Raw genomic sequence first — 22,879 nt, 5'->3', positions numbered from 1 at the left:
GCCAAAGTCTCTTCAAATGGGACGAATTATTGTAGGAGAAAGTTATGGCTAGTATCGCTCTTTCACAACTAAATACCACTGGTTCTGAACTGTTCCAAGATTCTGAAAGCTTCCTCAACGACCTGAACAATGTAGATTCTATCACTATTTATGGTGGTGGTCATGGTGGTGATGTTTCCAGCGTTGCCGATGGCTTAGATCCACTATTAGCTTACGGTATTAAGGGACAAGAGTTTGCATTATTAGCCTTTGGAGCTAGCTTGACTGCACACATCGTCAAGTCCTTCAGCGATACTGATCCTTGGCTTTAATTTGTAGTTTACTACTGAGCTACATTGCTTTGTGGAATTTGTTGAATTAGCGATTAAGCAATACACAGCTTAATCGCTGTCAAATCTGCTGAATTGTGACAATTATCTTAGGAGAAAATTATGGCTAGTATCGCTCTTTCACAATTAAATACCACTGGTTCTGAACTATTCCAAGATTCTGAAAGCTTCCTCAACGACCTAAACAATGTAGATTCTATCACTGTTTATGGTGGTGGTAATGATATTTCCAGTGTTGCCAGTGGTTTAGGCCCACTATTAGCTTACGGTGTTAAGGGACAAGAGTTCGCATTGTTAGGCTTCGGAGCTAGTTTGACTGCACACATCGTCAAGTCCTTCAGCGACGTTGATACTCATTTTTAATTTGTAGTTTACTACTTAGCTACATTGTTCTGTGGAACTTGTTGAATTAGCGATTAAGCAATACACAGCTTAATCGCTGTCAAATCTGCTGAATTGTGACAATTATCTTAGGAGAAAATTATGGCTAGTATCGCTCTTTCACAACTAAATACCACTGGTTCTGAACTGTTCCAAGATTCTGAAAGCTTCCTCAACGACCTAAACAATGTAGATTCCATTACTATTTATGGTGGTGGTAATGGTGGTGATGTTTCCAGTGTTGCTGAAGGTATAGACCCACTATTAGCTTACGGTATTAAGGGACAAGAGTTCGCATTGTTAGCCTTCGGAGCTAGCTTGACTGCACACATCGTCAAGTCCTTCAGCGACGTTGATACTCATTTTTAATTTGTAGTTTACTACTGAGCTACATTGCTCTGTGGAGCTTTTTGAATTAGCGATTAAGCAATACACAGCTTAATCGCTGTCAAATCTGCTGAATTGTGACAATTATCTTAGGAGAAAATTATGGCTAGTATCGCTCTTTCACAACTAAATACCACTGGTTCTGAACTGTTCCAAGATTCTGAAAGCTTCCTCAACGACCTAAACAATGTAGATTCTATCACTATTTATGGTGGTGGTCATGGTGGTGATGTTTCCAGTGTTGCCGAAGGTATAGACCCACTTTTAGCTTACGGTATTAAGGGACAAGAGTTCGCATTGTTAGCCTTTGGAGCTAGCTTGACTGCACACATCGTCAAGTCATTTAGCGACAGTGATACTCATTTTTAATTTGTAGTTTACTACTGAGCTACATTGCTCTGTGGAACTTTTTGAATTAGCGATTAAGCAATGCACAGCTTAATCGCTGTCAAATCTGCTCAATTTTGACAACTATTTTAGGTTTAGGAGAAAATTATGGCTAGTATCGCTCTTTCGCAGCTAAATAACACTGGTTCTGAACTGTTCCAAGATTCTGAAAGCTTCCTCAACGACCTGAACAATGTAGATTCCATTACTATTTATGGTGGTGGTCATGGTGGTGATGTTTCCAGTGTTGCCGAAGGTATAGACCCACTTTTAGCTTACGGTATTAAGGGACAAGAATTTGCATTGTTAGCCTTTGGAGCTAGCTTGACTGCACACATCGTCAAGTCCTTCAGCGACGTTGATACTCATTTTTAATTGACTACAGAGCAATGTAGCTCAGTAGAACTTTTGAATTAGCGATTAAGCACTACACAGCTTAATCGCTGCCAGATTCTGCTGTAATAAATAGCTTTGAATAAACCGATATGATTAATAATCAGCTTTCTTTATTACCAAAAATAAGGATAGCCGATCGGATTAAGCAATTTACAGCTTCATCAATATCAATCATAGTAGTTGATCAATTTTATTAATTTTTTCCTGACTACGAGTGAGATGATTAAGTCATTGATGCTTAATTACGCTCATATTGACTAATTGATCAATGTTTTTGGGAATTGAAATCCATGTCAAGAATTACTATTTCTGATCTTCATGCCGATGATTCAGAAGGTTTACTCATAGATATTAGCAACATAGATTACATATCTATATATGCTGGTGCAGATGACGATCTTGCTCAGATTCTTAACTATGGTTTGAAAAATCTTCAATTTGCATTGTTGGCATTTACTATTCATGAAGTTGCAGAGTTAGCAAAATCATTCAATACTCAATAGTGAATCGATTCAAAAAATGCAAAACTCCTGGAGTTGCTTTAAGATTTTATTGATTGATTCGTACATCCGGAAACAATAGGTATTGTATGAAAATACACACATAGCAATGTAGACATAATAGATGATCAATCTATTAAGAATGTCTTCTAATTACGCGAGAATTTTTAGTTGTTAATTTTGACGATGAACTGAAGCTATGACATCATTCTTATTGAGTTCTCAAAATGCTTTTGATTACCTGATTCTTCAGGGGTTATGTACTCAAGATGAAAAGTCTTTAAGCAAAATAGAGCTAAAACCTGCTAAAAACTTTAACTTATTAATTAGCTTACCAGATGAGCGGAAACTCCTAATTAAGCAAGAGCCTTACAAACGAGAGGGAAGGACTGCTGGTGAATTTTTCAAAGAATGGCGAGTTCACAATTTTTTGCAAACTTTCCCAGAACTAACCGACATTCGCTCATATTTTTCGGATGCAGTACATTTTGATCCTGAAAATTCAATCTTTGTTTTCAATTATCTAACTAACTATCGGGATTTGATGGATTTTTATGTGGAAAAGAATTTGAATTTATTTCCCGTAGAGATTGCCAGGGTAGTTGGAACTACTTTAGCATCAGTCCATCGCCTATCTATTGGCCGTCAAGACTATCAGGAGTTTTTCCAAATATTCAGCCAAGGAACCCCTAACCTGAATCTTGGCATAGATAGAGTTACCCCGGCAGTTTTTGGCAAGTTGCCCACCGATGGACTAAAATTTTTGTCTCTTTATCAACGTTATGATAGCTTAGGACAGGCGATCGCAGAGTTGAGTAATGCATTTACTCCCTGTTGTTTAACCCATAACGATCTGAAACTAAACAATATTCTCCTATCTCTGAGTTGGGAAGAAGCTGCTTTTAATGAATCGTCCTCAGATGATAGTCTTATTCGATTGATTGATTGGGAACGTGGCGCTTGGGGAGATCCAGCTAGTGATTTAGGAACACTGATAGCCAGCTATCTACAACTTTGGCTACACAGTATGATTACTAGTAAAACAATGGCGATTCAAGAGTCTTTACGTCTAGCAACAACTCCTCTACATTTGCTGCAACCTTCCATTAGAGAGTTGGTGATTGCTTACTTCTCTGTTTTCCCCGAAATTATAGAACATCGTCCTGATTTTTTACAGAGAGTTATGCAGTTTTGCGGTTTCGCTTTGATTAAATCTATTCAAGCTAAACTCCAGCACGAAAAAACTTTTGGTAATAAGGGTATTTGCATACTCCAGGTTGCTAAGAGTTTATTATGCCGTCCAGAAGCGTCGATACCAACAATTTTTGGTGTAGATGCATCAGCCCTCTCTCCCATTAACTTATCTCCAGCTTCAAAATAAATTCCAAGTCAACAAGGGGACGCAAACATTTTTTGTTTGTCTGTCCCTATCTCTCCACATTATTGACAGGCAAGTTTTTATGCAACTATTAGATTCGCTGGGAAATCAACTGTCAGAGATTCCAGAGTTATTGCAGACATCATTACAAGATATCGCTCATAAGGTTGAAATCCAATCTCACCACTGTATTAGACATCCAGATTTTGGTTTAGTGGAAGTACCAGAATCATTGGTTTCTCACTTTCAGCAATTATCTTTAGATTTTCAAAATAAGTTTTTGAGTTATCAACTACGTAGTTTGCTTTACGCCCTCTACTACAACGGCTCATCGAAAAGTATTTTGTCATCCAATGCAGAAGCAACGAATTTGGCTTTGAATCAAAATCTCGAAAACAATACATTATTTGGCGTAGATATAGCTTTTTACGATCGCTTGCATGAAAATAACAGAGGTGTAGGCTACTGGAGTCATGATTGGCTGGTTATAAAAGAAGACATCGATGGTACTTTGGTAGTGTATAAGAACGATTTAAAGCTGCACATTGAACCCGATAGCTTACAACAAGTGGCTAATATCGGTGACTCGGTAGCAATCAAAATGCCTAAGAATCTGGTACAAAACGGATTTTATATGGCAGTTGCTAATGCAGCTATGGCTCGAAATTATCAAACTCTGGTACGTGTCTACTTCAATTTGACTCCTGAAGGCTCAGTTGCAGTCATGAACGATTTGACTACCCAACTCAATGCTATACCGATTGCTTTCTCATTTAAAGCATTATATAACCCTTCTGAGTATGGGCGTTACGACTCAGCAGTGCTTTATTTTGACAAAAAAGACTATGAACTTGTTCGTCCAGTCTTAGAGAGGGTATATAAAGAAAATCAAGTGCATTTTCAGCAGCAAGTACCTTTATTTACCAAGCTTATAGCACCAGGGTTAGCGATCGCTGAAGAACCAGACCGTAAGTTTGGCGACCAAGAAAGTTTTGGTACACATCGATGCCAAATTGTTGCTAATGGTTTGCTTGAGGCTTGGCATCTAGGGAATAATACGCCAGAAGATAGGATAGCAGCAATTCTGCGGCATTTCTCATTATGGGAAATTGAATTACAACGTCCTTACCTTAATGCAAACTCGGATGATATCTACACTTCCTTAAATCTCTGAACTGCCGAATATGATACTCATGATTTCTGATTGAAAATCATATTTTCGCTCACTGAATTTTAGATTTCAAATAATAAGACTTGGGATTTAAGCATTAACTCTTAATAAGGGGCTTAAGTTCCAAGTCTTCTTAATACACTTAGTTTTATTCCTCTTTTATCAACACAAAACCATGCGTTGTAGGGGCAATTCATGAATTGCTCCTACGCAAAAATAAGGGTTTAGGTATTGACAAATACAGTAGCTATAAATCAGTTATGAGAAAATAATAAGGTTGTGAATGTCACTAAGTATTGGGTGCAAAATGTGGAGACGTTCGCTAACTGAATTGAACGAAGCCTATTGAAAACTTCGTGAAATCAAAAGCGCATTTACACACAAACTTATAAGGTAGTTAAAATGACTTACGATTCAGAAGATGTGCAAAAAATCCTTGAAATAGCACTCACCCGGAAACAGGAAGGTGAATTTTCACGAGAACAGCTTATAGAAATGGCATCTGAGTTAGGCATTTCTTCTGATATTTTGGAAAAAACTGAAAAAAAGTGGTTAGTTCAGCAAGAAGAAGAACGGTCACGACGCACATTTAATACTTTCCGACGCAGAGCTTTTTTGGGGCATTGTGTTTCCTTCCTGGCAGTGAATTTATTCCTCATTCTCTTGAATTTAATCACTAGTCCTGGTTATTTTTGGGCTATTTTCCCAGCATTAGGATGGGGTTTAGGATTATTTTTTCATTGGTGGGGCGTTTATCAGAGTAAATCAGAGGATTACGAGATTGCCTTTCAGAAATGGCGTTCACAAATTTAACTAAAATTCAAGTCGGATTCTGAGAATTTTTGGGGCGATCGCTTCACTAGTCACTGTGACAAAAGTTGAACTACCCTTAACAAGTAGGGGCAAAGCGGCTTTCGCAGGGTATTGCCCCTACTTGTCTAGTTAATTGGGATGGTGGCTGAATTTACCTGTACTTCATTAGTGACTGTGACGGAATTTTACTTACCTTCAAACAAGGGGATTTTGCCCCTTTTTTTGGTTAATTGAGACTGTTCGCCATAACTTATGTAGGATAGTTGAGGTTGATCCAGACCTCTTTGCCGAGAAAGCCAGGATATTGAGCCAACGCTGTTGTTCAAATTTGCGTGTCCTTCTGGATAAAATTTTCCCTTAAATGCGGGGCAACCTCAAACTTGAGTAGTTCTATAATCACACCCTACGATCCTGTGTTTGCTAATTTGCCAAAATAGAGATGTAGGCTAGAAGATACTACGCTTTTCGCATAGCTTCATTGCCTACACTCAGGAGCAAGGGTCAGCTGCTTTGACACAAGTAAGAGGAAGGGAATATGGATAACAACAACTGGTTACAACAGCTAATGATGATGGGTCTTGGCACAACGTCTTTAGTAGCAGAAAAACTGCGCCAAGTCAGCGATGACTTGGTTAAAGATGGTAAGCTCAATCCTGAGCAAGCAAAGGCAGTTATAGATGATATTGCCCAGCAGTTAAAGTCGGAGCAGGGAAACTGGGATGTCCAAATGCAACGACAAATGCGAAATATGATGCAAGATTTAGGCGTAGCTCGACAGTCGGAAGTGGACGAACTACGGGGTAGAATTGACCGTTTAGAGCGGCAATTGCGCGATTTGGAAAATAAGCTTTGGCGTTAAGATGTCCTTTCTGATTTAAACTAATTGTGTCCTATTGGTAATCTTTTTGCCAGGATACTTAAGTAAGGAGAACTGATTTTGAAACCAATTTTCCTCAGCGTGGCGTTCATGCTGGTGTGTGTTGTGCTTTTGGCTGTGGGGCAAGTAGGCAGTAAACAGAATACTGCCATTGCTGCCCAGTTAACCCAAACGCCGCCAGCGGCCACAACTGTAACTGAAAACAATATCTTAATTGCGAGTAATACTATGTCTGACGCTAATGCTGTAACCACCCCTTCTGGATTGAAGTATGTGGAGTTAAAAGAGGGGACTGGGGCGACTCCTCAACCAGGACAAACGGTTGAAGTTCACTATGTCGGCACTCTAGAAGATGGTACTAAGTTTGATAGTTCACGCGATCGCGGCCAACCCTTCAGCTTTAAAATTGGCGTAGGACAGGTAATCAAAGGTTGGGACGAGGGAGTTAGCACGATTAAAGTAGGCGGTCGTCGTAAGTTAATCATCCCATCGGAGTTAGGCTATGGCGCTCGTGGTGCTGGTGGCGTGATTCCACCCAATGCAACTCTAATTTTTGATGTGGAATTGCTAGGAGTTAAATAAAGGTTGGGGTATTGGGCATTGGGCATGGGGCATTGGCTTTTCTCAGTACCCAATCCCCAGTCCCCAATTCAACGGCTAAATTTTTAAATTTTGAAACTTTGTAAACTGTGGATTAAACAAAAGTTTCGCTGTCCCTGTAGGCCCGTTGCGGTGTTTAGCTATAATTACTTCTGCAATGCCGCGATCGGGAGTATCGGGAGAGTAGTATTCATCGCGGTACAACATTATTACTAAATCCGCGTCTTGTTCAATCGAACCTGATTCTCTCAAATCTGACAACATCGGACGCTTATTAGTACGCGCTTCCACCCCTCGACTTAACTGAGATAAAGCAATAACTGGTACAGATAATTCCCGCGCTAAACCTTTGAGTTGACGCGTAATTTTTGACAATTCTTGAACTCGATTATCGCCTGCTCCTTCCATCAATTGTAAGTAATCTATTACAATTAATCCTAATTCAGTTCCAACTTCCGCTTGCAGTCTTCTTGATTGACTACGCATTTGTGTAACTGTAATATTCGGCGTGTCGTCAATATAAATTGGCATCTCGGAAAGGATACCAATAGCACGGCTTAAAGGTTCCCATTGTGTTTGACTGAGGCGACCAGTCCGCAGATAACTACTTTCAATTTGCGCTTCACTAGCTAATAAACGTTGTGTCAATTGCTCTTTGGACATTTCCAAGCTGAAAAAAGCAACTGGTAATTTATAAGAAGCGGCGATATTATGAGCAAGGTTTAAACAAAAGGCTGTATTGTGTACACAGATATCATTAGCAACAAAATTGTGTGTTTCTGGAATTGTTAAGTCATAAACCTGCTTGTCACCCACCGACTCAATCGCAACTATTTCATCCCAATAAACATCACTGGTTGCTAACTGTTGAAGTGGTAAATTATCTAAAGCTGTAGCTAGTATCCAAAGTCTTTCCCGCTTTAGGGCACGTTTACCAACATGCATATTTGTATAGCCTTGAATCCCTGCATGTCTAGCTAAACTACTCCAAGTTTCATTACCTTTTGCTAATGCTATTTGTTCCCAAATCTCTACAGGTATCAAGTCACGATTAGTTTGATATCTTTTTTGAGATATTGCTGCTGCAACTTTTTCTATTGCTTCTTCTTTGCTGAAGATACCTATTTCTGCGATAAAAGTTTTAATAGATAAGGCATCAGTAATATCTAATTGCCATGCTGGTCTGCGGGTATTTTTATACTTAACAGACCGTTTTTTGAGAGATGCAATAATGCCAAATCGTAATAAAAGATGTTGAATTTGTCTTGCTAGTTTTTCGCTGACTGTTGCATAGCCTAACTGTGATTGTCCGCTAGTAAGCAGTGCAGCCCATCCATCAGTAGCAAAGAGACGATTAAGGAATAAGGCTATTTGCGATCGCTCTAACTTAAAAATGATGCTTGGTATAGTTTTAGAATGAGCATCTTTGCCCCACAAACCTAATTCTTCTAACCAAAGCGTTAGCGAATTCTTCCGAGATTTGCTCATACAGGCAAATCCATGAGATACAAACTCTTCTGACTCTAATTGTAAAATTTCGCCTGTTAAACCACCAAAATCCGCAACTGCTTGCAAAAAATCGGTTTGCAATAACGGATTACTATTTGTAAATCGTGGAGTGCAGTTAGTTAATCCGCCATCGCCAATTAAATAAGCTAATAACTTGACTTCGCACTCGCGCATAGAATGTGAGCCAAACACATCTATTTTTCGCGGGATAGCGATTTTATCACCAACTTTCAAATTTTCTAGTTTTTGCCAGCCTTTAATAGTCAAATACGGGTGGGTGATTGTAGTTTCAATAGACCTACCTAAGCGAGTTGTTACCCGAAAAACTGGTTTGATACCATCATCTACAAATGCACAGGGTTGAGTAAAGGTAAATTTCCAGTCATTATTTAACGTCAATAATGAAGCATGACGTTGTTTATATAATTCTTCAATTGTGGTAATTGTTCCATCTGCCAAAACTATTTCTGAATCATGGCTAAGGCATTTCCCCATTGATGGGCGGCCCGCGACAATAATCAAATCAGAACGCTGAAAGCCACTGGTCATGGCATCTAAATCGTAAAATCCGCAGGGAACACCAGGTAAGGCGATGCCTTGATTTCGATCCTCGATATCCTGGAAATTATTAATTAGAGTATCAGAAATGTGAACTAAACCCGATTGGGGACGCTCTTGGGTTACGCCGAATACTTTCTGTTCTGCCTGATCTAAAACAGTTGGTAACTCGGTTTCTGTCTCGTAACCAAGATGTACAATTTCATTGCCAGCTTTAATTAACTGCCGCCGCAGGTATTTTTCCATCACCAACCCTGCGAGGGCATCGATGTTCACGGCTGACACTGTGCGGTCTACCAGAGTTGCTAATTTATTTCTGCCGCCTATGCGGGTAAGCATCTCATGGTCAGTCAGCCAACTTGTGACTGAAAGCAAATCTGTGGGTTTACCTTGGGTGTGGAGCCTCACAGCTGCCTGATAAATATCTTTATGGGCGCTAATGTAAAAAGCTTCGGGAAGGAGGCGATCGCTAACTCGGCTAATCGCTTCTGGATCTAGCAAAATACCCCCCAAAATCGCTTCTTCGGCCTCAATATTTTGTGGGGGGAGGCGATCGCTACCATCGCCTTTAAAATTCAGTTCTTCAGCCATAAACGATTTTAGTTTTGACGATTTTGCTAGCCGGGAGTATGGGAGTTATGCAATTTTAGATTTTAGATTTTAGATTTTTTCTTCAATCAAAAATCCAAAATTCCAAATCTAAAATTGGCAGAGTTAGGAATTATTACCCCTGCTCCCTCGTCCCCCTTCTGAGTTAACTAGCGACGACTTGAATATCGATTTGTGCCGCTACATCAGAATGCAGCTTGATTTCGGCTTGGTAAGTACCAAGGTGGTTAATATCGGGGATGGTAATTCCACGCCGATCAATTTCTTGACCAGTAGCTGCCTTAATTGCATCTACAACATCTTGGGTGGTGATAGTACCGAAAATCGCTTCGTTTTCACCAACTTGCTTGGCAATTGTCAAGCTACCAACTTTTTCAAGAGATTCTTTTTGCTCAAGAGCTTGTTGTCTTAGTTCTAATTGCCGTTGACGCTCTTGCTCACGACGGCGTTCTACTTGCTTGAGAATACCAGGAGTGGCATTAGTTGCCAATTTTTGGGGAATCAGATAATTACGAGCGTAGCCGGGAGCTACTTCCACTAAGTCGCCAGATTTCCCCAGCTTGCTGATATCTTGATTTAAAACTAACTGTACGCGTTTCGCCATCGTTTTTCCTGTAAAATCTGATTAATTTGGGTAAGGCTTGATAGCTCACAATGTCACTGCTGTATTCCAAGCTTCTTTGCCTACACCCTAAAGCTTACAGATCGTAGCGAAAGGAAGGGTGCGATCGCAACTATTCTCACTAAAAAGTTGAAGGGAATGGCGAATGGGGGAGAAGCAAGGGAGCAGAGGGCAGGGAGCAGAGGGGGAAGAGCTAATGCTATTCTCCTCAATTCCCAATTCCCCATTCCCAATCCCTAAAAGTTATTTTTCATTTCCCGTATCCGCGCAAAAGTTTGCACTCCATCGCTACTCTTAACAGTTGATTGTAATGATGGCTGATCCCAACGTAAAAATGGATTGGTGTGTTTCTCCACTCCCAGCAATGAAGGGATGGTAGCTTCTCCTCGACTACGGTAAGCTTTTACTTCGTTGAAGCGTCTTTGTAAGTCAGCGTTGTCGCCATCCACAGTTAAAGCAAATTGCAGATTTTTTAAGGTGTATTCGTGGGCACACCAGATGCGTGTATTATCAGGTAGAGAACGCAGTTTGCTTAAAGAATCTACCATTTGGGTTGGTGTTCCTTCAAATAAACGACCGCAACCGCCGGAAAATAGGGTATCACCACAAAATAAATCGCCTGTCTCACTACCTTTTTGAGGTGGAAAATAGTAAGCGATGTGAGCGCGGGTATGTCCAGGAACGAAGATAACTTCAGCTATGCTGTCTGCAAACTCGACGCGATCGCCTTGTTGCAAAAAGACCTGTTGTCCGGGAATTCTACCACGATCCTCGGCTCCTCCATAAACTATCAATTGGGGAAATTTTTCGATTAATTGCTTATTACCACCCACATGATCGTTATGGTGGTGCGTGTTAAAAATTGCTACCAACTCAGCTTTTAACTCTGCCAGTTTCTTTAATACTGGTTGAGCCTCTGCTGGATCGACAACAGCCGCGATATTGCGTTTGTCGTCATATAACAAGAATATGTAGTTGTCTGAGAGTGCTTCCAGACAGATTACCTGCATTACCTCTGCTCCCTTACAACATAAATGTTTGGTATTGAGTAGCAATCCTAGATTCCAGTGAATAATAGTGCTACATTCACAAGCTATATCAAGTGTTTATACTTTGTTTATTATAGCTGTAGTGCAATATTACCTATGATATTATACTTCTGTGTTTACACAGTATTTTTACTTAAATAAAGTAAAAATTAGATGAATTTATCAGTGAATTTTCTCTGGAAATAGTTATAAATATAAAGTTAAATTTATTTTAATATTTTTTTGCTTAAACATAATCAATATTCAAATTCATATTTTGCTGATCTCTACTCTATCGAATTTGACTATAACTCAAACTAGAGTAAGATTTTATGACAATAAATACCTATCTAATTTTCCAAGTCAACAAAAATTATTCATTTGATTTATGTCAACACCAACTAAAGGTTTTATTACAATTCTAACTGGGCTTTATTCGTTTCAAGATTGTATTCATTTTTTAGCAGCAGTCAGAAAGTTTCATCAAGAGCCGATTATTATTTTAATTGACCAAGTTCCAATAGTTCTTTATCCCTTGCTAAAGGCATTCAAAAATGTAATTTTAAAACCAGCACCTGCAAACGAAAATACTGTTTTGGCATCGCGACAAGCAAAATTGGCTCTATATGAAGCTTCTGAGTTTGATAAAACGATTTATCTAGATTCGGATATTTGTTTACTTACGGATATCAATGATGTATTTGACTATTTAGATGAATATGAGTTTTTACTAACGGAAGATGTACAACCTTCTATTCTTAAGGCTACAAACTTATTACGTGGTAAACAAGAAGACCTTTTGCCAAATGTTTTGCCAATTTTGCAATCGGTAGGATTGCCATTACAAGCAGATAGTGTGCAGTATAATGGCGGTTTTATGGCTTTTCGGAAAACAGAAGTAACCAAGATATTTTTTGACGAATTTAAACGTTATTTTGAGATTGTCAAAAATAATCAAGATAAATTACTTTTAAAAGACCAAGGGGCTTTTGCTTCTGCGATCGCATCTGTACAACCTCATAAAAAAATCTTACCACCAACCTATAATTATCTCAGCAAGTGGCAGGATGCTTATGATATTCAGGATACAATTAAAGTTCTTCACTGTACTTATCCTTATCGTCCTCAATATGCTAAAGATATTAGTCGTTCCTTATATACAAGGGTTTTTGACAGATTCGCTAAAGTATTTTTACCGAATCAAGTTACAAATCCTTGGCGCATTAAATAAAAATTAAGTATAAAAACAGTGAAAAATTTTTCCAAGATATCGCTGTTGGTTTCAGATTTATCAAGTGCAGCTATTTTGCGTGCATACTTAATAGCAACAGCCCTAAGAAACTTAGAATATGAAGTTGAAATCATGGGGTTTTTATTTGGAAACAACTTATATCGAAATTTACCATCAGAATTAAACGTTTATAATTTACCAGGTAAAAATTTCCCCGATTTTTTCGGAGAAATTAACAAAATATTACCAAAAATTAATGGAGATATCATTTATGCAATAAAACCACAAATAGCGAGTTTTGGAGTTGCCTTATTAAAGAAACTATTTAGCCAAAAAGCCTTAATTTTAGACATAGATGATTGGGAACTCAGTTGGTATGGTGGCGATGACTGGCATTATCATTTCACACCCAAACAATTAGCCAGAGATTTGTTGAAATCAGATGGCGCACTCAGGAATCCTTATCATCCTTTGTACGTGAAATGGATGGAAGGTTTGGTAAGTAGCGCTGATGCGGTGACGGTGCATACTAACTTTTTGCAGCAGCGTTTTGGGGGTACATTTGTTCCCAATGGTAAGGATACGGCTTTATTTGATCCTGCTCGATATGATGCTGAGTCCAGCAGAAATCGTTATGGTTTATCTGAATATCGTATTTTAATGTTTCCTGGTGCGCCAAGACCCTACAAAGGTCTAGAAGATGTTCTCATAGCGCTCGATAAAATCAATCAACCAGACTTAAGACTAGTGATTGTAGGTGGCAGTCCTTATGATGATTACGATCAGCAACTTCAACAAAAGTGGGGACGCTGGATTATCAAATTACCAAAGTATCCAGCGAATGTGATGCCTGATTTAGTAGCAGCAGCTCACATTGTAGTTGTTCCCCAACGAGATACCCCAGAAACTCGCGCTCAATTTCCCCTGAAGTTGACAGATGGAATGGCAATGGCTAAACCTGTATTATCAACGCGCGTTGGAGATATTCCCAAAATATTAGGTGATACTGGTTATTTAGTCGAGCCTGCTTGTCCTGAACAGATTGCTGAACAGATTCAATGGATTTTTCAGAATTTAGAGTCAGCAAACCAGCAAGGTATCAACGCCAGAAAAAGATGTGTAGAACACTATAGTATAGAAGCTATGGCTTCGGTGTTAAAATCGGTAATTTCTCGGTTGTAAATATTAATATGTAAGGAAGCGTAAATTGAAGAAAGTAGGAGGTAGAGGAACTTTTCAGATGGGGGTTCAATCTTGGATAAATTGAGACCACGCAAAAGTTGTGAAGACTCAAATCACAAGCTCACTTTGATGGCGGCAGGAAAAAATCGCTCTTGTAATCTCCCCCTATGAGAGGGCAATATTCTTCCAGCAATAACTGCCTCTTTTGTTGGGATATTGAAAATTATTTAGTTTGTCTATTTGATATTATCAATTTTGGCAAGTAATTTGTGAATAATATTAATAATTGAAAATTGCATAGAAATACCCAATGTCTACCAGAAAACTGCTATTACGATTCGCTAGACCCTATCCAGGTTTGATTATACTGACAATATTGTTAGGATTTTCTGGAGCTTTATTTAATGGGATTAGCACCGCTTTAATTGTGCCGGTGGTTTTAAAAATCGTGGGACAAGAAGTAGATTTAAGTACTGCTCCTCCTATCCTAAAAACGATGATATCTCCCTTTGATAATACTCCAGAACCTTACCGAATAGGAGTAATGGCTGGAGCAATTATCTTCACAATTATTTTAAAGAATTTAGCTACTTATGCCAGTTCCTTAGCATCGAGTTCTTTAACCCGAAAGCTAACATCAGATATGCGCGAAACTGGGTTAAAGCTATTACTAGAAATTGATATAGATTATTATGCCAAAACTAAGGTTGGTGATTTAATCAACCGTCTTGGTGGAGAAATTGGCCGGTCTGCAAGTTCTATAGGTAGTATCGTCAAGATAGTTATCCTGGCAATCACAATTTTAGTTTTTGTCAGTTTGTTGCTGTCAATTTCTTGGCAGTTGACAATTGCTGCTACGCTTTTGTTATCGTTGGTGACGTTAGTAAATCAGTATGCGATTTCCCGGTCCAGAAATTTTGGGAAGCAGCTGAGTGAGATGTCTAGAGCATATTCAGTTTCCGTACTGGAAACTCTGAACGGAATTCGATTGGTAAAATCGACGGGAAATGAAGAAAAAGAATATCAACGGATTAAAAAACTAATTCGCGATCGCGAGTTAGCAGATTTCCAATCTCAAGTTAATTCGGAAGCCATTACACCTCTAAGTGAGGTAATGGGTATTACAGCTTTACTGCTGATTGTACTTTTGAGCAAAACCTTCTTTGCTCAACAGGTTTCTTCTCTTTCTACCGTACTCCTGACATATTTATTAGTGCTGCTGCGAGTGCTGCCATTGATTTCTCAGTTAAATACTATTCGCAGCAACTTTGCTAGTACCGCAGCTAGTGTGGATGTGACGAATGAGTTTTTAAGCTTGCATGATAAGCCGTTCATGGAGAAAGGTAAGATTCCCTACACAAAATTAGAAGAGGGAGTATCTTTTAATTCTCTTTGCTTTGCCTACCCTGGTCATGAAAAGTTGGTACTCAAAGATGTAAATTTATATTTACCGCGTGGTACGACCTTAGCATTGGTAGGCGGTTCTGGGGCTGGTAAATCTACTTTGGCAGACCTTTTACCCAGATTTTATGACCCGATCGCTGGCAGTATTACCATTGACGGCACCGATTTACGGGAGTTCGAGCTAGTATCCCTACGGAAGCGGATGGGGATTGTCAGTCAAGATACCTTTCTTTTTAATGACTCGGTGCAAAATAACATCGCCTATGGGCGAGCAGAGGCTACTGACGATGAGATTTTAACGGCAGCAAAGCGGGCAAATGCTTATGAGTTTATTAGCAAATTGCCTCAAGGATTTGACACCCTAATTGGCGATCGCGGCGTAATGTTGTCTGGTGGACAAAGACAAAGATTAGCGATCGCCCGCGCCCTCCTCCAAAATCCCGAAATTCTGATTTTAGATGAAGCCACCAGCGCTTTAGATACCGTTTCCGAACGATTAGTACAATCTGCACTTGACGATCTTAGTCGCGATCGCACCACCTTAGTAATTGCTCACCGCCTTTCTACAGTCCAAAAAGCCGATCAAATAGCTGTGTTAGATCAAGGACAGGTAGTAGAAGTGGGAACCCATGAAGAACTTTTGCAAAAAGGTGCTTACTACTCACGCCTGTACTCAATGCAATTTAGCGATCGCCCTAATAAAAATTTGATTCAGACAAAAATTATTAAGGCAATGCGCCTAAACTCAAAGAAATTTGTCGATCGTCCTGAAGCCGCTACTAAACACAATCAAAGCTTGCTCCGTATCTCTCACGAAATTCGGACACAGTTGAACTCAATGATTGGATTACTGCGCTTATTGCTTGATGATCTGGAAAACGATTCTCAAGAACGGCACAAATTAATTGAAGACTCTTACAAATCAGCCTGGAGAATTCTCAACACCATTGATGTTTTTGAGGATGTGATGAACTTACAAATAAGGGGGCAGATTCTCTCAATTTCTGACCAAAATCAAAATATCATCAGCGACTATTATCAAAACTTTAATCATCTCTCCGTTGAGTTTAGAACTTCTCTTAATCTCATACTTAGCTCTCTCCGCTCTCTAGCAGATAATTTGATAGACACTCCCCAAGAGCCAAATGAATTAATTAGTGAAACTTATGAATCTACTATATGTCTTCTGAATAATTTAGAAAAATTTGAGGATAGTATTAATGTCTAAAATTATGAAAAATAATACTTTAAAAAAACACTACATTTTTTTCATTGGTGAAGAATTACCCCAGCCAGAGGCTCACCTAGTACAGTCTACCAATGCTGCTAATGCTGCCGCTAACTTAGGATACTCAACAGTTTTGGTATACCCTGAAAAAGGAGCGAAAGCTAATAACCCAATTAATTTATTGCGTCCTTTTCAACCGAGAAAAACACCAACAGAACTTATTGAATATTACAATCTCCATGACAAGTTAAAAGTTGCTCCATTACCGATGCCTTGGCCGATTGACCATTTTGCGAGCAAATTTACTGACTCCAACACCATTGCAAGCAAGTATTATTTACCATTTCATATACTTCCAACTACTAAACTTGTCCATAGCCGCAACTGGAATTTTGTCAAAGCTGCCGTCAAAAACGGCATTCCGGCAATTTATGAACACCATCACCATGAAGAGAAACCATTTGAGCAAGAAATTGTTACAAATCCACTTTTACAAATAGCTGTCACCGTTGTAGAAACAATCCGTGAAAGCATGATTAAAAATGGAATGCCGCCAGAAAAAGTAATTAAGCTGCACAATGGTTTCAATCGCTTGTTTATGCAGAGGCAACCAGAGAAAGCCGCAGAATGGCGACAAAAACTATTGCGAGATGAAAACCAAAAATTGGTAGTTTATGCGGGAGCGTTACAGCAATTTAAAGGTATTGATGTACTAATTGATGTGGCTAATGAAATGCCTAATGTGCAATTTGTCTGTGCAGGTGGTAAGCCAGCAGAAGTAGAATATTATCAGCAATTGGTGAAAGAAAAACAGGTTTATAATATTCAATTTTTGGGCTATGTCTTGCATAATGAGTTAGCATCTTTGCTACAAGCAGCAGATGTTTTAGCTCACCCTCATTGTTCGGGAAAAGCAGCAACTTTCACATCTCCTTTAAAGCTGTTTGATTACTTCGCCTCTGGAACTCCAATTGTCTCGACGGAAATTCCTTCATTAGTTGAGTTTCAAGATACAAAAGCGTTCACCGGAGGTGTTGGCGAAGCCATCGCTGCTTGGTGTGAACCAGATAACCCAAGCAAATTTGCCGAAAGTCTGAAGCAGGTTTTAGAAACTCATCCTAGAAGAATAGAAGGTTATCCAGATAGTATCGAATTTGTCAAGCAGTTTTCTTGGGAAAATCGAGCCGCAAAAATTCTTAGTTATGTTGATGAATCTCTGCTACCCCTATTTATCGCATAAAAAGAATCTAGAAGACAAGTGATAAATGACAAATGACAAATAGCTAAAATGACTATAAAAACTGTAGGTATGATTAGTGGCTATCGAGGTTTAGAAACTAGAGCCGATTGGCTGTGGCAACAAACCCCCCATCAATTTGGAGTTTGGGGCAATATGCAAATGCAGGCGCTAGCAACCAAACCAGATTTTCTACTGATGTATCAATTTGATTTTCCCCAAGCAGCGCCACAAAAATCTTGGTTAGATAGCTTTCGCAAACGGCAGCAAAAATCAGTAGTAAATGTTGATTCTCTACTGCGTGGTGTCAACAAAGAGCGGATTATTTATTTGCTAAGAGAACCACCTTTAGATGAAATTGTCGAAATAACTAATCATAATTATCAACAAGCCCAGAAGTATTGCGGCTACATTTCTGGCCCCGATGATTTTGCCCCAACTCCTGACTATATGCCTGCTATTTGGTATCATTCAAATTCATTTCAAGATTTAAATGAAATGCCACCACCTCAAAAGGTTGCCCCATGTAGTTGGATTACTTCGGGAATCAGTCGTACAGCCAAACATCGCCAGCGTTTAGACTTTTTGCAGTCCCTACAATCTAGTGGCATAAAATTTGATTTATATGGGCGTAATTTACCAGAATCGGCTAAAAAATCGGGAGAACTAGGTAATAAATGGTATGGGATGGCACCATACTATTACAATTTGGCAATTGAAAATTATGCTGATAATAATTGGTATGTCAGTGAGAAACTTTGGGATAGTTTACTTGCCTGGTGTCTACCAATTTACTATGGTGGCCCGGCTGCTGATAAATTATTGCCACCGGGTAGTTTTTTGCGGTTGCCCAGTTTAGATGAAAAAGGTATTGCCTACATCAAAGAAGTGACAGCTACACCTGATGCTTGGTATGCTGCCAAAGATGCGATCGCAGAAGCACGTCAAATCATTTTACATAAATTAAACTTACTTAACTGGTTATCAAACTTTGTTGATCAACACTCATAAATTATGAATGGTATTTGTACCCTTGGCAATGATTATGTTTTCGATCAACTGGTGGCTTTGCTCAACAGTATTGATGTTATCTTAGGTTCAGAAACTCCTGTTTGTATCTATCCTTTCGACGATCAGACACAGCGAATTTCTGATGAAATAGCTAAACGCCCTAATGTATTTATTTACGAGAATCAAGAATCAATCAACCGTTGGGATCAATTTATGCTCTCAGCAGCACCAGAGCGATTGAATCGGAGTAAATCACGGTTGTATGGCGCTCACCGCCGTTTTTGCGCCTTTGATGGGCCATTCGATAAATTTATCTATTTAGATGCAGACACCTTGGTGATGAATTCTCTGGCATCGGTATTTGAAAAGCTAGATACTTATGATTTTGTTGTCTATGATTTCCAATTTAAAGACGTTAGTAAGATATATAATGTTAACTCGCCAAAATTACTAGAAGTTTTCGAGCAAAAGCGGATTGACTCTGAAATCTTTTGCTCCGGTTTCTATGGCGCAAAAAGAGGAATATTTAACTCAGAACAAAGAGATTTACTGATATCGCATTTACAAAATGGTGAAGCGGAAATTTTGTATGGCGGTGCTGGAGAACAACCACTGATAAACTACATGGTAATGAGGTCTAATCTTTCTATTTATAACTTTGCTCGTCAACTACCAGATAATGCAAAGACAGGATGTTCTGCCACATCTAAGCACTTCGAGGAACGAGAACACCTTCTTTATGACAAAGGGAATCGGCTAACCTACCTTCATTATATTGGTATCCCTCCTAATATTAATCAAGCAGTCTGTGCTGGAGAAAATATTGATTTTCCCTATCGAGATTTATTTCTCTACTATCGTTACTTAAACGAACCAGATAAGCGTCCCATCTTTCAAAACCCTCCTAAGAATTATAATGACGCTCCAGTACCAAATTTACTTACAAGAGCTTTGCGAAAACTTAAGTTAATTAACCAAGGATAATTTATGAGTAGGGGAATTTATATTGTTGCCAACGATCGTGTTATTGATAATGCGATCGCTTTACTAAATAGTATTCGTTACTATGATCCAGAAGTAACCATTTATCTGATACCATTTAACGAAAATTATCACAAGGTAGCAGAACAGCTTTCTACCTTACACAAAGTGCAAATTTTCCCCGATTTGGAACTTATTGATAAATTTACCAAACGCATCGGAGAAATTTTTGATCGAGATTTCCTCGCCTTACCAAACAAAATGCGTAAACTGGTGGCGTGGTTTGGCCCTTTAGATGAATTTATTTATATTGATACAGATATTGTCGTTTTTGAAAAAATCGCCGACAATTTAGACAAACTTTCAGAAGTCGATTTCTTCTGTTGTGATTACCATCATGCCAATGACAAACTACGAAATATCTTTTCCCCATTTGTGAAAGAGCAGCAAATTTTTTCTGATGCTCAACTTCAAGATGTTTTTAATAGTGGCTTTTGGGCTTCGAGAAAAGGAGTTATTACCGAAGAACAAATGGATGAAGCTTTGCGCGAGTGTGCAGCGCATCGTGAATATTTCGATTTTTCTGAAGGAGTTACAGACCAACCAATTTTAAATTATCTTGTTCTCAAACTGATTGCCAAACGAGGAAATCTCGTCAAAATTCCTGGTGGTGGGCCTGGTAGCTGGGCGGGTTCACAAAGTTTCCAACAGCAAGATTATGCCCTCTATGACCGAGGACAACGACTAAAATATCTCCACTGGGCTGGTACACGGATGAAAACTGGTAGTCCCTATTGGCAATTGTGGGAACACTATCGCTATCTCCATGAGGGTAAATTTGCTTTCATCTCTAAACTGACTCGCCGTTTATTTCCTTTTGTTGCTGCCCGCACTTAATATTAGGAGTATCCCAATGATTGATGGTATTTACATCCTAGCCAATGATGTTGTCTATGACCAACTAGTAGCATTGCTCAACAGTATAGAAGCTAATGCTGGTAGGAAAATTCCTATTTGTATACTTCCATATAATCAGCGCTTAGATAAGGTGAAAGCAGAGATTGCATCTAGAGATAATGTTAGCTTATTTGAAGATTCTGATTCCATAGCTTATTGGGATAACTTTGCGACTCAGATATGGAAAAATTATCCTAGAGCGCAAAGAACTTGGCGAGAGTGGGGTTTTTCAGAACTCTATGAGTTACCAATGCACCGCAAATTTTGTGCTGTGGATGGCCCCTTTGATAGATTTATTTATTTTGATGCAGATACCTTGTTAATGGGGCCAGTAGATTATGTATATGAAAAATTAGATACATCTGATTGGGTAGTCAATGATTTTCAATATAAATCTGACTTAAAATTTATTTTTGATGGTTCACCAGAGCAAATACAGCAAATTTTCAATTCAGAAAACTTGCAAGATAAAGTATTTTGTGCTGGTTGGTTTGCAACCAAGAAAAATATTTTTTCTCCAGCGATAAGAGCCGATTTAATGGGCAAATTAATATCGGGTGAGGCAGATGTCATGGCTTTTTTAGCACCTGACCAATCTTTATTTAACTACATGGTGTTGAGAAGTGGTATTTCCTATTATAACTTTGCTTTTGATGACTGCGAGCAGGCAACTGGTAATCACTGGAGTTCTAAATTTGATGTGGTAGATAATATCCTCTATGACCAAGGGCGGAGATTGACCTACTTACACTATATGAGTGTGTCTTCTTCAGCTTTTGTGCGGCTTTGTGGAGGTGAAGATGTAGATATTCCTTACCGTGATGTTTTCTTATATTATCGCTATTTAAAATCACCTGAAAAACGGCCTCAAAGTTTTACCCGCCCAAGCCAGATAATGCTTTTGCAAAAATCTACTAGTAGTTTTATTCAGCAAAGAGTAAACAATATTAAATTAAAGTATCGTAACTTCAAGGATAGAATTAGTGGTTATTAATAACTCAGCAAAGATATGTCAATTAAATCAGCTTGTTGATTTTTTAAAATTTTCATCGGTGATAAAAATTAAAATTACTCAATGCCGCAAGTCTTAAACGTAAGTACCGATAGTAATAACCAATAAATTTATTTAGCTTATGCAATAGCTTTTGGAAAAGTGAATTTTTGTGGTATTCAATCGCTTCGTGCTGTTGAAAATATATCAGCGTTTTATCTGGATTTGCTTGTCCCTTTTTGATTTTCTGCCGTTCTACCCAATCCTTGAAATAAACAATACCGTCCATAGCATCCCATCGAACTGGTAATCCCGCCTTAGCAGCAGCTAATCCTATTGCATAACCCTCAGCACTATAAAAACCATTTAACTCACAGTAAAGTGCAATAGTTTCCCATTGCTTAATAAATTCGATTTCCCGCCCATCTTGCCTTGTAACTACAAATAACATTTCCATGACAAACTGAATATTAGTATCTTCTAAATCCAGGTCTAGTTTTTGTGCTAGTTTGCTCAGAATGGTCAAATCTCTAACTCTATTTGCCTTGAAATCATCATTTGCTGAATTAATATATTCTTGATTGTGTTTGACAATACTGGTACAACTTCTTGCTGTTATGCCAGGAAGCCATTTTATATCTGGTTGTAACTTATCTAATATTCTGATATCTGCATCGACAAATATACAAGTATTAAACAGTGATATTGCTTTGGCAATTACAAACCTTTTATCGTGGTAACAACCAATGCTATGTTGTTCATGTTGAAATGCTAGAACGTTAGGATATATTTTAAATTCTTCTGGCTTATCTGTTAGGACAATTAAATATACTCCTGGCGAATGTTTTTCGATATCTTGAGCTAATAGGAAAGCATGACAGCGGTATCTTTTCCCTAAAGCTAAAGTGCAAAAACAAATGTCTGATTTTTCTTGGTTCATAAGATTTTATTGTTGAAATAAAATTTGGCTGAGACTAATATTAAAAATTTGTTTAGAGACAGAAGAATCATGCAAATTGTTTCGATTTAAATCAAACACTATGTTCACATATATAATATAGGGGCTGACTACTGTAATAGTACCTATTTTTCTCTAATTACTAAAATTCTAT

At 38.6% G+C, this 22,879-nt stretch carries 23 protein-coding genes and 1 pseudogene; 19 read left to right on the top strand and 5 right to left on the bottom strand.

What is annotated here, in order from left to right:
* The first annotated feature begins 44 nt into the window (after positions 1-44).
* From FD724_RS28160 to FD724_RS28120, 9 genes are all read left to right on the top strand, one after another.
* Positions 45-311 (top strand): hypothetical protein, encoded by a 267-nt coding sequence (locus FD724_RS28160; protein ID WP_179074877.1) that lies wholly within the window; start codon positions 45-47, stop codon positions 309-311.
* Between the two features lie 120 nt (positions 312-431).
* Positions 432-692 (top strand): hypothetical protein, encoded by a 261-nt coding sequence (locus tag FD724_RS28155; protein ID WP_179074876.1) that lies wholly within the window; start codon positions 432-434, stop codon positions 690-692.
* Between the two features lie 120 nt (positions 693-812).
* Positions 813-1,079, top strand: coding sequence for a hypothetical protein (locus FD724_RS28150; RefSeq protein WP_179074875.1), 267 nt, complete (start codon positions 813-815; stop codon positions 1,077-1,079).
* 120 nt (positions 1,080-1,199) lie between these two features.
* The gene (locus FD724_RS28145; protein WP_179074874.1) at positions 1,200-1,466 is read left to right on the top strand and encodes a hypothetical protein; all 267 of its coding nucleotides are present in this window, start codon (positions 1,200-1,202) and stop codon (positions 1,464-1,466) included.
* A gap of 126 nt (positions 1,467-1,592) precedes the next feature.
* Complete coding sequence (locus tag FD724_RS28140; RefSeq protein WP_179074873.1) at positions 1,593-1,859, top strand: hypothetical protein; 267 nt, start codon at positions 1,593-1,595, stop codon at positions 1,857-1,859.
* 311 nt (positions 1,860-2,170) lie between these two features.
* The gene (locus FD724_RS28135; protein ID WP_179074872.1) at positions 2,171-2,383 is read left to right on the top strand and encodes a hypothetical protein; all 213 of its coding nucleotides are present in this window, start codon (positions 2,171-2,173) and stop codon (positions 2,381-2,383) included.
* A gap of 196 nt (positions 2,384-2,579) precedes the next feature.
* Positions 2,580-3,761, top strand: coding sequence for a phosphotransferase family protein (locus FD724_RS28130; RefSeq protein WP_179074871.1), 1,182 nt, complete (start codon positions 2,580-2,582; stop codon positions 3,759-3,761).
* Between the two features lie 79 nt (positions 3,762-3,840).
* Positions 3,841-4,932 carry a T3SS effector HopA1 family protein gene (locus tag FD724_RS28125; RefSeq protein ID WP_179074870.1) on the top strand — a complete coding sequence of 364 codons (1,092 nt, stop codon included), beginning with the start codon at positions 3,841-3,843 and terminating at the stop codon, positions 4,930-4,932.
* A 399-nt stretch (positions 4,933-5,331) separates the two neighbouring features.
* Complete coding sequence (locus FD724_RS28120) at positions 5,332-5,742, top strand: 2TM domain-containing protein (protein WP_114083777.1); 411 nt, start codon at positions 5,332-5,334, stop codon at positions 5,740-5,742.
* A gap of 253 nt (positions 5,743-5,995) precedes the next feature.
* Here the strand turns inward: FD724_RS28120 and FD724_RS41160 are convergent.
* A pseudogene (locus FD724_RS41160) lies at positions 5,996-6,142 on the bottom strand (TIGR03792 family protein); the annotation flags it as partial.
* 135 nt (positions 6,143-6,277) lie between these two features.
* Between FD724_RS41160 and FD724_RS28115 the strand changes: the two are divergent.
* A complete protein-coding gene (locus FD724_RS28115) occupies positions 6,278-6,601 on the top strand; it encodes a phasin family protein (protein ID WP_012409359.1) in 324 nt (107 codons plus the stop codon).
* Between the two features lie 78 nt (positions 6,602-6,679).
* Positions 6,680-7,201 carry an FKBP-type peptidyl-prolyl cis-trans isomerase gene (locus FD724_RS28110; RefSeq protein WP_041565406.1) on the top strand — a complete coding sequence of 174 codons (522 nt, stop codon included), beginning with the start codon at positions 6,680-6,682 and terminating at the stop codon, positions 7,199-7,201.
* Between the two features lie 75 nt (positions 7,202-7,276).
* Here the strand turns inward: FD724_RS28110 and dnaB are convergent, their stop codons facing one another.
* From dnaB to gloB, 3 genes are all read right to left on the bottom strand, one after another.
* Positions 7,277-9,877, bottom strand: a complete 2,601-nt coding sequence (gene dnaB, locus FD724_RS28105; protein WP_179074869.1) for a replicative DNA helicase — start codon at positions 9,875-9,877, stop codon at positions 7,277-7,279.
* Positions 9,878-10,040: 163 nt separating this feature from the next.
* The gene (rplI, locus tag FD724_RS28100) at positions 10,041-10,499 is read right to left on the bottom strand and encodes a 50S ribosomal protein L9 (RefSeq protein ID WP_114083775.1); all 459 of its coding nucleotides are present in this window, start codon (positions 10,497-10,499) and stop codon (positions 10,041-10,043) included.
* 254 nt (positions 10,500-10,753) lie between these two features.
* Positions 10,754-11,527 carry a hydroxyacylglutathione hydrolase gene (gloB, locus tag FD724_RS28095; RefSeq protein WP_179075648.1) on the bottom strand — a complete coding sequence of 258 codons (774 nt, stop codon included), beginning with the start codon at positions 11,525-11,527 and terminating at the stop codon, positions 10,754-10,756.
* Between the two features lie 406 nt (positions 11,528-11,933).
* On the opposite strand from gloB, the gene FD724_RS28090 reads away from it, so the two are divergent.
* The 8 genes from FD724_RS28090 to FD724_RS28055 all read left to right on the top strand — a co-directional run bounded on the left by FD724_RS28090 (position 11,934) and on the right by FD724_RS28055 (position 21,770).
* The gene (locus FD724_RS28090) at positions 11,934-12,776 is read left to right on the top strand and encodes a hypothetical protein (RefSeq protein ID WP_114083773.1); all 843 of its coding nucleotides are present in this window, start codon (positions 11,934-11,936) and stop codon (positions 12,774-12,776) included.
* Positions 12,777-12,794: 18 nt separating this feature from the next.
* The gene (locus FD724_RS28085; RefSeq protein WP_179074868.1) at positions 12,795-13,958 is read left to right on the top strand and encodes a glycosyltransferase family 4 protein; all 1,164 of its coding nucleotides are present in this window, start codon (positions 12,795-12,797) and stop codon (positions 13,956-13,958) included.
* Between the two features lie 310 nt (positions 13,959-14,268).
* On the top strand, positions 14,269-16,590 hold the full coding sequence (locus tag FD724_RS28080) for an ABC transporter ATP-binding protein (RefSeq protein ID WP_179074867.1): 2,322 nt from the start codon (positions 14,269-14,271) through the stop codon (positions 16,588-16,590).
* A 4-nt stretch (positions 16,591-16,594) separates the two neighbouring features.
* On the top strand, positions 16,595-17,830 hold the full coding sequence (locus FD724_RS28075) for a glycosyltransferase family 4 protein (RefSeq protein WP_179075647.1): 1,236 nt from the start codon (positions 16,595-16,597) through the stop codon (positions 17,828-17,830).
* A 48-nt stretch (positions 17,831-17,878) separates the two neighbouring features.
* On the top strand, positions 17,879-18,838 hold the full coding sequence (locus tag FD724_RS28070; protein ID WP_114083770.1) for a glycosyltransferase family 10 domain-containing protein: 960 nt from the start codon (positions 17,879-17,881) through the stop codon (positions 18,836-18,838).
* Positions 18,839-18,841: 3 nt separating this feature from the next.
* On the top strand, positions 18,842-19,822 hold the full coding sequence (locus tag FD724_RS28065; protein WP_179074866.1) for an Npun_R2821/Npun_R2822 family protein: 981 nt from the start codon (positions 18,842-18,844) through the stop codon (positions 19,820-19,822).
* Positions 19,823-19,825: 3 nt separating this feature from the next.
* Positions 19,826-20,716, top strand: coding sequence for an Npun_R2821/Npun_R2822 family protein (locus FD724_RS28060; protein ID WP_114083768.1), 891 nt, complete (start codon positions 19,826-19,828; stop codon positions 20,714-20,716).
* Positions 20,717-20,732: 16 nt separating this feature from the next.
* Entirely contained in the window at positions 20,733-21,770 is a 1,038-nt protein-coding gene (locus FD724_RS28055; RefSeq protein ID WP_179074865.1) for an Npun_R2821/Npun_R2822 family protein, read from the top strand.
* 52 nt (positions 21,771-21,822) lie between these two features.
* On the opposite strand, the gene FD724_RS28050 is transcribed toward FD724_RS28055, so the two are convergent.
* On the bottom strand, positions 21,823-22,707 hold the full coding sequence (locus tag FD724_RS28050; RefSeq protein ID WP_179074864.1) for a hypothetical protein: 885 nt from the start codon (positions 22,705-22,707) through the stop codon (positions 21,823-21,825).
* Positions 22,708-22,879 lie beyond the last annotated feature (172 nt).

This window comes from Nostoc sp. C057 (assembly GCF_013393925.1).
GTDB lineage: Bacteria > Cyanobacteriota > Cyanobacteriia > Cyanobacteriales > Nostocaceae > Nostoc > Nostoc muscorum_A.
Note: the sequence above shows the minus strand (reverse complement) of the source record. Positions and strands in the feature narration are given on the sequence as shown.